Source organism: Candidatus Thiosymbion oneisti (genome assembly GCF_900092655.1).
Taxonomy (GTDB): Bacteria; Pseudomonadota; Gammaproteobacteria; order Chromatiales; family Chromatiaceae; genus Thiosymbion; species Thiosymbion oneisti.
In genome coordinates this window covers 1-11,896 of the sequence record NZ_FLUY01001082.1, presented here as the reverse complement: position 1 = coordinate 11,896, position 11,896 = coordinate 1, and the positions used below count along the sequence as shown (strand labels likewise).

Genomic DNA, 11,896 nt, shown 5'->3' with positions numbered 1-11,896 from the left:
CATGAGGGCATCGTGGCCGCTCATTCGCTCCATAACTCGTTGTTTTAGATTGCAATAATGTGGGGATACCTCAGGGTAAGACCAGGATTGAAAGTCCAGTGGACCTTCTCAGTCTGTCGAGATAGGCTACCCCAGCTACCAGCTACCAGCTACCAGCTACCAGCTACCAGCTACCAGGAGGATTTTGTCGTGATGCTATACGAATTCAACCTGGCGACAGGGCCGAACCGAAAATCGGGGCGCTGTCAGCCGTTCTGATGAGGCATGCGGGCCTGCGAAAGACTGATCGGGGCATGAGGACAAGCGATGACAAATACCAGAGAGACAATGGCCAGAGAGGCAATGGTCGCCGGGATGTTCTATCCGGCGGATGCCCAGGAGCTGCGCCGAGCGGTCCGGTCCTTCCTCGCGGCCGCCGGGACCGTCGGAACCAAGATCGCCGGCACTGAGAAGGATAAAACCGAGACGCCGAAGGCCCTGATCGTTCCCCATGCCGGCTACATTTACTCGGGACCTGTCGCCGGCAGCGCCTATGCGCAGCTCGCCGCACACGCCGGGGAGCTGTCACGCATCGTCCTGCTCGGGCCTTCCCACCGCGTCCCCTTCACCGGTTTGGCCTACAGTGCCGCCGAGACCTTTCTCACCCCGTTGGGATCCGTTCCCGTGGACCGGGAGGCGTTTGCAAAGGTCCGCGATCTACCGCAGGTCCGCTGCTACGAGGCGCCGTTCGAAGGCGAGCACTGTCTCGAGGTGCAATTGCCCTTCCTCCAGCTATCCCTGCAGGCGTTCCGTATCGTCCCCTTCCTGGTCGGCGCTGCTGCTACCGAAGCCACCGGTACTGAAGAAGTTGCTCAGGTCATCGCGCGCCTGTGGGGCGGCGAGGAGACGCTGATTGTGGTCAGCTCGGACCTCAGCCACTACTTGGACTACGCGCACGCCGTGGCCACGGACGCCGAGACCACCCGGGCCATCGAGGCCCTGCGTCCGGAGGCCATCACCCCCACCCAGGCCTGCGGCCACCTTCCCTTGGGCGGCCTGTTGCGCGAGGCAAAGCGCCATGGCCTCAAAGCGCAGACCCTGGACCTGCGTAACTCCGGTGATACGGCGGGACCCCGCGACCAGGTGGTAGGCTACGGCGCCTATGCCTTCAGCTGACCCCGATCCGCTCGACCCGTCGCAGCGACGCACACTCCTGGCGCTGGCGAGGCAGTCGATCGCGCATGGGTTGGACCAGGGTGGTCCGCTGCCGGTCGTCCCGTCTGACTATCCCGCCAACCTTAGGGAGCGACGGGCGGCGTTTGTGACCCTGGAAACCGGAGGGACCCTGCGCGGATGCATCGGCCATTTGGAGGCCGTCCAGCCCCTGGTGTCGGACGTGGCGGAGAACGCCTTCGCCGCCGCGTTCCGGGACCCCAGGTTCCGGCCCCTGACACGCCCGGAGCTGGCGCGGCTCTCCATCGAGATTTCGGTATTGACGCCGTCGCAGCCCCTTTCCTTCACCTCCGAAGAAGAACTGCTGCGGATGATCGAGCCGGGTCGGGATGGCCTGATCCTCGAGGAGGGGGCCGCCCGCGGGACCTTTCTGCCTACGGTCTGGGAGAGTCTACCCGAGCCCCGTGCCTTCCTGCGCCACCTGAAGCAGAAGGCCGGCCTCCGACCGGACTACTGGTCGGACCGGGTTCGGGTCAGACGCTATCGAACCGAATCCTTTTCCGAATAGGGACTCGGACATTGAACACCATCTCGCTCCCCGGTCTGTTCCTGTTCCTGCTGTTTCTGATCCTGCTCTCGGGCTTCTTCTCAGGCTCCGAAACGGCGCTCATGACCCTCAACCGCTATCGCCTCAAGCACCAAGCGGAGCAGGGCCACAAGGGCGCCATGCTGGCGCGGGCGCTGTTGGAACGCCCGGACCGCCTGATCGGCCTGATCCTGCTCGGCAACAACTTCGTCAATATCCTCGCCTCGGCGCTGGCGACCCTCATCGCCCTGCGCATCGGCGGCGAAGGGGCGATCGCCGCGGCGACCGGCATCCTGACCCTGGTCATCCTCATCTTCGCCGAGGTCTCGCCCAAGACCCTCGCCGCCCTGCACCCCGAGCGCCTCGCCTACCCCGCCGCGTTCCTCTACACCCCGCTCCTGAAGCTCCTCCACCCCCTGGTGTGGTCCGTCAACCGGGTGACCAACGGACTGCTGGGGGCGCTTGGGGTGCGGCCGGAGGACGGGCGCGACAATGCGTTGTCGCGCGAGGAATTGCGCACCGTGGTCAGCGAGGCCGGGGCCATGATCCCGGAGCGTAGCCGGATCATGCTGCTGGCGATCTTGGATCTGGAAAACGCCACGGTGGAAGATATCATGATTCCACGCAACGAGGTCGATGGGATCGACCTCCGGGACACCGAGGAAGAGATCATCAACCGGCTCAAAAACGCCGCCTACACGCGACTGCCCCTGTTCGACGGCGATATCGACAGCGTTATGGGCATCATCCATGTGCGCGATGCCCTGCACGCCCTACTCGACAAGGGACTCGGCAAGACGCACCTGCGCGAGATCGGCCGCCGGCCCTACTTCGTCCCTGAGGGCACGCAACTTTATCAGCAGCTGCTGAATTTCCAGCGAGAGAAAGAGCCGATCGGGCTCGTCGTGGACGAGTACGGCGACTTTCTGGGGCTGATCACACTTACCGACCTGCTCGAGGAGATTGTTGGGGAGTTCGCCTCGGACCCGGCGCATGCCATCGGGGAGATCTACCAGGGTGAGGACGGTAGCCTATTGATCGACTGTGGTATCAGCGTGCGAGAGCTGAACCGCGCCCTGCGCTGGAAGCTGCCCACTAACGGCCCCAAAACCCTGAATGGTCTGATCATCGAGCATATGGAGGCCATCCCCGAGCCGGGAACCAGTCTCAAGCTCGGCGGTCATGCCATCGAGATCATGCATACGGCCGAAAGTGCGGTCAAAACAGTAAAGTTTGTCAAATAAAGCGCCAATAGGGGACCTTGAAAATCGGACGAACCACGAACTATGATCAATCCCATCGATAATGCATCCAACTCACTGCTGACCGATTTTTACCAGCTAACCATGGCCTATGGGTTCTGGAAATCCGGCATGGCAGATAAAGAGAGTGTATTTCATCTCTTTTTTCGTCAGGCGCCTTTTAACGGGAATCACACCATTTCCTGTGGCTTGGAAAACGTCATCCATTACATCAATGGATTGCGGTTTAAGTCGGAAGATCTGGAATATCTGGAATCGATCAAGGGAAATGACGGCAATCCTCTTTTTGATAAAGGTTTTTTAAGCTATCTAAGCAAGCTGGAATTCAGGTGCAGCATGGATGCCGTCCCGGAAGGCACCATCGTCTTTCCTTTAGAGCCGATGATTCGCATGCAGGGTCCCATCGTCCAATGCCAGCTTTTGGAAACCCCCTTGCTGAATCTGATGAATTTTCCATCGCTGATCGCAACCAAAGCAGCCAGAATCCGTCGGGCAGCGCAGGGAGATCCCGTGCTCGAATTCGGTCTCCGCAGGGCCCAGGGGGTCGATGGTGCTATGACGGCAAGCCGTTCGGCCTATATCGGGGGCTGCGATGCCACATCCAATGTACTGGCGGGAAGACGATTTGGCATTCCAGTCAGAGGCACCATCGCCCATAGCTGGGTGATGGCATTTGCCGATGAAACGGAGGCCTTTCGCACCTATTCCAATGCGATGCCCAATAACTGTGTACTCCTGGTCGACACCTACTCCACTATCGCTGGTGTCGAAAAGGCTATTCAAGTCGGAAAGGAGCTGGAGGAAAAAGGATACAAACTATCAGGAATCCGACTGGACTCCGGCGATTTGGCAGACTTGAGCATCAAGGCCCGTGAATTGTTGGATAAAAACGGATTTCCGGATACGCGCATCGTGGCCAGCAATGACCTGGACGAAACAAGCATCCGGAATTTGAAGGCTCAGCAGGCCAGAATCGACATCTGGGGGGTCGGTACCAGACTGATAACGGCCTTCGATCAACCGGCCTTGGATGGTGTCTACAAGCTTTCCGCCATCAGAACCCCCGGCAAGGACTGGGCGTACAAGATCAAGATTTCAGACCAATCGGCAAAGTCAACAACCCCCGGAATCCAGCAGGTCAGGCGATACTACCGGGACGACCTTTATGACGGCGATGTCATTTACGATCTGAAAACCGATATGAGCGCCGGGTGTACCCTGATCGATCCTTCCGATACCAGCCGACAGAAAAAAATCGGGCTGAATATCCGCCACAAAGATCTGTTGGTCCCCATCTACCGCAAGGGCAAGCTGGTCTATGAACTTCCCGCTATTGAAGAGATCAAACAAAAGGTACAAGAAGAGATCAGCGCTTTCCACCCCACAGTGATGCGCTTGGCAAATCCACATACCTACCCGGTAGGTAATGAAAAATCACTGAATGAACTGAAAACGAAACTGGTTCTGCAGGCAAGACTTAAAACACAGGAGAAGACATGAAATCGCTGATTTTAGTGGACATCCAAAACGACTTTACACCCACCGGCACCTTGTCTGTCCCGGAAGGCGAGCAGGTGGTGCCCGTGGTCAATAAGATTATGGACAAATTCGGGTTGGTAGTCGCCACCCAGGATTGGCATCCGCCGGATCACAAGAGTTTTGCCATTCACCATAATAAGCATCCCGGCGAGATTATCATGCTCAACGGTATAGAACAGATCCTCTGGCCGATCCATTGTGTGCAGGGGTCGGTCGGTGCCGAACTCGTCACCGGATTGAACAGCAAAGGCATCGCAAAGGTCTTTAGAAAAGGGATAGATCGCGAAGTAGACAGCTATAGCGGTTTTTTCGACAACGATCACAAAAACGCTACCGGACTGGGGGATTACCTGAAGAAACGGTGGGTGGATGAGGTATACATCACGGGCCTGGCTTTGGATGTTTGTGTGAAATTCACTGCCCTGGATGCCAATTCACTGGGATTCAAAACCAAAGTGGTGGTAGATGCCACACGGGCAGTCAATATCAATGCAGGCGATGGTGATAGAGCAATTGCAGATATGAAGGCAGTCGGTATCGAGATAGTGATGAGCGAGGATGTTTGATTGCTTACTTTCTTTATCCACAGATTGCGCAGATTTCCACAGATTATTTTATTTTCAAGGGTTTGTTCCTCACCCCAACCTGCGCAGGCTGTTGTTTTGCTGGAACATAGAGTCTTATATCGTCAATGAAGGCGGTCCCCTCGTAGTAGTTGGTATGGGGGTCGCCAATGATAAAGAAGTCTGGGTAGGCAGATCCCGCGGGCCAGCTGTGGACTGATTTTTCTCCATAGGCCACAACCGTATCGAAATTCCCCGCATATTCGTTCGGACTCTGGTTGTAATGCCAAATGGGTCGACCATTCTGAACGAAATCTCTATGGTAGCGAAGGGTGGTCTCGCCGATAAAACGAAGATAGCCGCTGACCTCGAGGGTGTAACCGCTTCTGTCGCGTTCGATTGCAAAACGGTAGCGTTTCTTCGGCATCAGTTCCGGGACAAGCTGGCCTGCTGTGAAAACTTCCAAGCGCCCGCTTTCGTTGATCCCACACTCGGTCTCCGTCATCACCCCGGTCTCTGGGTGCTCTTTGGTCGATATGGTCGTAAGGAACAGCATATTTAAGGTGTTGTCATGGCTGATATAGTACTCCCCCGTCGCAGGATTACAGGTCTTGAAGTAAGCCTGATCGTCCAAAAGATTATAACTGTCGATTACGACCTTTCGATGGGTATGGATAAAAACGTTATTTCTGGGAGCGGGATTTGGATGATCGACAATACCTAAATAATAGAAACCATTGGCGGATCGCACATCATACCAGTCCTCATATGGTTCGAATAACTCGACACTGGGACCCCAGAGCCAAGGGTGCCGGGTCTTGGCTCCTTTCGGCTCATAGCCATTGAACTTACCTCCATATTCCCAACGATCATACCTGGAGCCTCCGAAATCCACCTTTACCAGCGTATATTCAATTCGATACTGAGCCGGGAGAGCGTGGGTAGAACGGATGAGGAGGCCCCCGTGGTGATCGGGCACGTCGATGACGGCCCCGGTTGTCCCATCGTCCAAGGTGGAAATTGACAAGGCGGGAGCACCATCGGGAATACCATCCTTGTCCCTGTCTCGGGCTGCCAACTCGGCCGTCAGCCAACCATCTCGACCGAAAGCGAATCGCTTGCGTAGGGTGTGAAATGATTCCAACTGCTTCTGAAACTCCTCCCCTTCGGCAGCTTTGAAGAATTCCCCGTCGTCATCTATCGGTCCCACATGCCATGGGCTGCCCTGCCCATAAGCATCCCTGATCCAAGGTGTTGGATCATTGACCAGGGTATCGTCAAAGGTCTCCTCATACAGGAGCTTCCACTCAATCCGGGCCGGTTCGGCAGAGGCAGCCTGAGTCCAGGCAAAGAACAGCAGCGGCATCAGGAGAATAGTGAAGAAAAACCGCTGGGAAAAGCCTTTGTTCTTAAGAAGTAATTCCAACATTTATCTTTGTTGATGCGATTCAGACCGGTGCGATTGTATACTAGAATTTCTTGACGGACCCGCATCTTTACGAATGAGTCAAGTTTATGCGCTGCATAAAAAATCGCGTGCAGGACTGTTCTTGATCACCCTCTCCCCAACCCAATGCCATTAAGTTAAGCCTCAAAGCCCCTCTCCCGGCGGGAGAGGGGCTTTTGCGACACCCTCTCCGGGAGAGAGCCTGCCCCGAGCGCAGCGAGGGGGCCAGGGAGAGGGGATCGAATCAAGAAATGGGGCATAATGAGCCACTCTACGTCAACCATTTAGAAAATTACCACTACCTGAGATTCTATGCCATTTCCCGGCGGCGGTGCGGACAAGATCGGTAACCGTTACGAGCTGCGATGGACCGTCCGGCAGTTCATACGGCTCCTGACCGGCGAGGCCACGTATATCCATCTCGAACCCATCGGTGCCGAGGGTGAGGGCATCGAATTCCGCTTGGAACGCCAAGACGGCCGGATTGAGGCCCATCAGGTCAAGCGACAGCAGGCCGGCAGAGGCCATTGGACCGTCGCGGATCTGGCACGGGAAGGCGTGCTGGAGGGGATACGCAAGCACGTGCTGGCCGGTGACGCGGAGTTCGTCTTCGTCTCCACCCAGGCACCCGAGTCGCTCCCTGAACTCCGGGAGCGCGCGGAAATCGCCGCCGACTTTCCTGCATTTCGGGACTCCCTCAGCCTCGAACTAAAGCGCGATTTCGACCGATTCAAGCAGGGGCTCGGGGAAGCGAGCGACGAGCAAGCCTGGAAGGCCCTACGCCATACTCGATGGACCACCCTGGATGAACAGGAGCTGGACAGCACGGTTCTGGCGCTTCTCGACGCCTACCTGACGAGTGATCCGCAGGCCGCATATGGGATGCTTGCGGCATTCGCCCTGGATGCGGTTCACCGCCGGATCACACCCCAGGAACTTTGGGACCTTCTGAAAGAGCGCAGGATCCTTTCCTCCGATGTGGCACCGGATAAAAACCTGACCGCACGTGCCCATCGATGTCGAGACGATTATCTCGAATCTCAGGATTTCTCCATCGGAGACCTGGTATTGCCGCGGGCCGAAGCGGATAAGGCGGTCGCGGCCCTCCGCGATCTCTCGGGGTCCACAAAGACTCTTTTTCTGGTGGGACCTGCGGGAATCGGCAAGACCGGCGTGACCGGCCAGATCGTGCAAAAAATTGCCGATGCCAGATGGCCGGTCTTACCCTTCCGACTGGATCGCCTCAATCCGACGCGACGACCCGCTGAGATCGGCCGGCAATGCTTAGAGCGCGAAAAATCCCCGGTAGCCATCCTGGCCGGCTTGGCGGCGGGCGATCCCTGCCTGCTGGTCATCGAGCAACTGGACGCAGTGAGCGTCGTGTCGGGACGGCGCTCGGAGGTCTTCGACGCGGTCGCGGCCATGGTGCGGGAGGCCAGGACGCACTCGAATATGCGCCTGCTGCTGGTCTGCCGTACCTTCGATCTGGAGCACGATCACCGCCTGCGGGACCTGAGACAGCAGGAAAAAGATCGCGCCGAATCCATCACCGTCGGTCTGCTCGATCCGGAGCAGGTCAAGGAGGCCGTGTCCCATCTCGGGCTGTCACCGGATCGCCTCACGGCCAAGCAGATCGAGCTGCTGCGCCTACCTCTTCACCTCTTCCTGCTGGCCGGCGTGATCCGCGAAAAACCTGATCAACCCGTGGGCTTCACATCGGCGAAGGAGCTGTATGACGAATTCTGGCGCCGAAAGCGTACCGACCTGCTCCCGGTGCTCCATGACAGGAACGCCTTCGAGACCCTGCTGTATGAGCTCTGCGACACGATCAACGAGCGACAGGCCCTATCGGTGCCGCGCGGTCTGTTTTCCTCCCGGTATGCGGATCTGGACGCTCTGGTCTCCGCCCATGTAGTAGTCCGCCAGGGGAGCCGGATCGGCTTTTTCCACGAGGGCTTTTTCGACTACGTCTTCGCCCGGAAATTCTATGAGCATGGGCAATCCCTGCTCGCATTCCTGGGTTCCGCCGAGCAGGATCTGTTCCGCCGCTCCCAGGTACGCCAGATCCTGACCTATCGCCGAGACGACGACTTCGACGGCTTCGATGCCTATCTCGACGATCTCAAGAGTTGCCTGAACGCGCCCGAGATCCGCTTCCACATGAAGAAGCTGATGATCGGTGTAGTCGGACAGGTCAGCGACCCGCGACCCGAGGAGTGGGCAATCCTCGAAGACTTCCTCCCGGAGCGAACCGGAAGACTAACCGATCCGGTGCGCGATGTCTTGTGGTCGTCTCCGGCTTGGTTCCGGTTCCTGCACGATCAGGGCGTCGTGACCAAGTGGCTGACAGACAATCGTCCGGAAACCAGGACATTCGCCTTCAACTGGCTGGGCCGGTCGGCAAACACCGAGCCGGAGCGAGTGGCCGATTTGCTGGAGAGCGTGGCCGGTCGGTCGGAGGCACAGGACGAGCGAATCCTGTCCGTTATCACCCGGGTCGGTGTTGCAACTTCTTCAAAGCGAATCGAGGAACTCTTCCATCGCTTGGCATCCGGCTCACGACGCGACTGGGCGTTCATCTGCCAGACCTATCATGAATTCTTCGACATGTATTGTCATGGTTCATTTGAAAACCAGCGTGTTGCCTGCCGCGCCCTGGGCCATTGGCTGCGGTTGCTGAAAGACGATGTGGGAAGGGCCGATCCATCCGCTCACGATCCAGCGACCGAAGGAGTCATCGCCGATCATCGGCTCATGGAATTAGTGGAAAATGTCCCTGCGGAGTTCGTGGCGGCCGTGCTCGATCCCTTCTTGGAACTGCTTGAATTCGCCGCCATCCGGGAGGCCGATCCACCCTTCAATGACCGGATCTGGTACGGGGGCTTCGGCAACTCGATCCATCAGGAGTCGGATGCCCTGCTCATTTCCTTGGTAAATGCGCTCAAGCAGATTGCCATCCCTTCACCCGATTTGTTTCGCACGGCCCTCGACCGACTTCGGACCTCGGAGTGCCGCACCGCGCATGTGGTCCTGCTACGGGCCTTAGCGATCGAGGGAGATGCCTGGAAAGCCTTTGCTGTCGACTACCTGGAGGAAACCTGGTCCCGTTGGGGTCTCTGGTACAGGTATCAGGAACTCTGGGACTGTCGCTGCCTGTTGCAGGCCCTCGCCCCCCACCTCGAAGCAAACGAGGTCGCACGACTGGAGCCTTGGCTCCTGAACCACTATGAACAGTGGCGGCCATCGAACGCCGAGGAATTGGCAGAGGGCACAGCGTACATCCGAAACCGGGCACGCCGGTTCTGGTGGCACTACGGCATGGAGCAGTTCATGCTCCTTGGCGTTCTGCCGGAAAACAAGCTGTCTCAAACCGGAAGGCGGCGGCTCGGGGAGCTCTCGCGCAAATCATCATCCCTGGGTTAGCAACTGGAACGTCCTTATGAGGTTCGAGTTAGAGGTACTGAACCACCAATACCCGATCAGGCGATTACCAGGATGACCGATGATCAATGGCTTTCCGCTATCGACAAATACGCCGACGACGAAAGTGAACGGCTAGGAGATCGAATTCGCGGTGGGGCGATAGAGTTGTCGCGAGCTCTGGAAAAACAGACCAAGGCCCAACCGGAGCGTTTCGCGAGGCTCATGCTCGCTTTACCGGACGACGCCAACGAGCATTATTTCGAGGCCATCGTGAGAGGTCTGGAGAACGCCGGACTAGCGACAGACCTCTTGGGCCAGGTCGTCGAGTACGCCCATAATTGCCCTAACCGCCCGCACGGGCGCTGGCTCCCACGCACCATCGCCAGCCACGGTGACCAGGATCTACCGCACACCATGCTGGATGTGATCGCCTGGTATGCCACCCAGGACCCGGACCCGGCCGAGGAGTTGTGGCGCAAAGACGCGGGAGCAAACGGTCCATACTATGGCGGCGATCCCCATTTTCACGGCATCAATTCGGTGCGGGGTAGTGCCGCAAGCGCAATCGCCGATCTGATCGCCAAGGATTCGAGGTACTGGGAGTATTTCGCCCCAGTACTGGAATCCATGGTCACCGATCCTTCGCTTGCGGTACGGAGCTGCGTAGCCGAGACTTGCACACAGGCACTGCGCCACGACCGATCCAAGGCTATCGCCTTGTTCTTACGGCTCTGCGAGGCCGAGGAGGAGCTGTTGGCATCGCCAATGGTCGAGAACTTCTTGTACTACACGGCAGATACCGAGTACGCGCAGGTTCGACCGATCCTGGAGCGGATGCTCGCCTCATCGATCGCGCGGGCGAGGCAAGGGGGGGCTCGGCAGACGGTCTTGGCGGCCCTGTCAAACGAAAACGCGCGTCCCTTGGCCGAGACAGCGATCCATGGGGATACCGAGTCTCGCAAGGGAGCAGCCGAGGTCTTGAGCCGCAACCTACGGACGGCACCGGATCGGGTCTATTGTGAAGGTTCACTGATTGGCCTGTTCAACGACCTCGATCAAGAGGTACGCCGAACAGCCGGGCATTGGACATGGACTACCAAGGATGAACACCGCATTGAGTCTGCGCTGCCGGTGGTGAAGGCATTCATCGAGAGCAGGGCCTTTTCGGAGAACGCCGATAGCTTCTTTGATGTCATTGAAGAGGCAGTCGATGTGCCACCCGACTTATTGTTTCGGGTCGGCCAGCGGTTTATCGAGACGGTAGAGTCGGCGACCGGCGACACAGGCCACTCATCGGCATTGGCCGCGCAAGGCCTCAGCAATCTCATCCTCCGTGCCTATCGCCAGGCCGAGCAGGACTCGGACCTCCGCCGCCGATGCCTCGACCTCTTCGACCAATTGTTGGAGGCAGGCGGCTATGGGGCCGACAAGGCCATCGAGACATTCGAGCGGTGACCGGCATGTCGGGCACAAAAAAACCTGGCTCTTATGGACTCCAGACTGTTTTGGAGGGCCGCGTAGGGCGGATAAGCTTGCGCCATCCGCCGTATGCCAGCCACCTCCGTCGGGTGGTGGCCATCCCTGACCTAGACCCGACCTGCGGGCTGCCACCCGCGGCTATCCGGCGGGTGACGGCGCGCCCACCGCCGCGGCAATCGCGGCGCTTGGTGCACGCGCCTGACCCGCCCTACGGACTCCAGACTGTTTTGGAGTGCGCCGGCAGAGCGGCGCGGCCAAATCGAGCCTTAGCGACGGGGGATACCAACGGCGTTTGCCGGGAACCCAGGTGCCGGATTTCCCACGCGCCGTGGCGACGGCGCTTTCCCCTGGCCGTAAACCTTTACACGGCCAAATCCAAAGCGGCGGCAGGATGGTGCCACTTGCCGACCCCCGGCTTATGCTCAGGGCTGGAGGTTCCGGTAAG

Annotated in this window: 8 protein-coding genes; 7 read left to right on the top strand and 1 reads right to left on the bottom strand. The window is 58.4% G+C overall.

Translation table 11 applies throughout. The features are described 5' to 3' along the window. The first annotated feature begins 306 nt into the window (after positions 1-306). The 5 genes from amrB to pncA are packed head-to-tail and all read left to right on the top strand — an operon-like array spanning position 307 to position 5,105. A complete protein-coding gene (gene amrB, locus BQ17_RS11020) occupies positions 307-1,155 on the top strand; it encodes an AmmeMemoRadiSam system protein B (protein WP_089727016.1) in 849 nt (282 codons plus the stop codon). Beyond that, on the top strand, positions 1,142-1,720 hold the full coding sequence (amrA, locus tag BQ17_RS11015; RefSeq protein ID WP_089727014.1) for an AmmeMemoRadiSam system protein A: 579 nt from the start codon (positions 1,142-1,144) through the stop codon (positions 1,718-1,720). Before amrB ends, amrA begins: the two co-directional genes overlap by 14 nt. Before the next feature lie 11 nt (positions 1,721-1,731). Continuing rightward, on the top strand, positions 1,732-2,982 hold the full coding sequence (locus BQ17_RS11010) for an HlyC/CorC family transporter (RefSeq protein ID WP_089727012.1): 1,251 nt from the start codon (positions 1,732-1,734) through the stop codon (positions 2,980-2,982). Positions 2,983-3,024: 42 nt separating this feature from the next. Further along, positions 3,025-4,500 (top strand): nicotinate phosphoribosyltransferase, encoded by a 1,476-nt coding sequence (locus BQ17_RS11005; RefSeq protein ID WP_089727010.1) that lies wholly within the window; start codon positions 3,025-3,027, stop codon positions 4,498-4,500. Beyond that, positions 4,497-5,105 (top strand): bifunctional nicotinamidase/pyrazinamidase, encoded by a 609-nt coding sequence (gene pncA / locus BQ17_RS11000; protein WP_089727007.1) that lies wholly within the window; start codon positions 4,497-4,499, stop codon positions 5,103-5,105. Before BQ17_RS11005 ends, pncA begins: the two co-directional genes overlap by 4 nt. A gap of 43 nt (positions 5,106-5,148) precedes the next feature. On the opposite strand, the gene BQ17_RS10995 is transcribed toward pncA, so the two are convergent. Beyond that, positions 5,149-6,531 carry a hypothetical protein gene (locus BQ17_RS10995; RefSeq protein WP_089727005.1) on the bottom strand — a complete coding sequence of 461 codons (1,383 nt, stop codon included), beginning with the start codon at positions 6,529-6,531 and terminating at the stop codon, positions 5,149-5,151. A gap of 330 nt (positions 6,532-6,861) precedes the next feature. Here BQ17_RS10995 and BQ17_RS10990 point away from each other — a divergent pair, with 330 nt between their 5' ends. Beyond that, positions 6,862-9,972 carry an NACHT domain-containing protein gene (locus BQ17_RS10990; protein WP_089727003.1) on the top strand — a complete coding sequence of 1,037 codons (3,111 nt, stop codon included), beginning with the start codon at positions 6,862-6,864 and terminating at the stop codon, positions 9,970-9,972. Positions 9,973-10,044: 72 nt separating this feature from the next. Next, the gene (locus BQ17_RS10985; protein WP_089727001.1) at positions 10,045-11,427 is read left to right on the top strand and encodes a hypothetical protein; all 1,383 of its coding nucleotides are present in this window, start codon (positions 10,045-10,047) and stop codon (positions 11,425-11,427) included. Positions 11,428-11,896 lie beyond the last annotated feature (469 nt).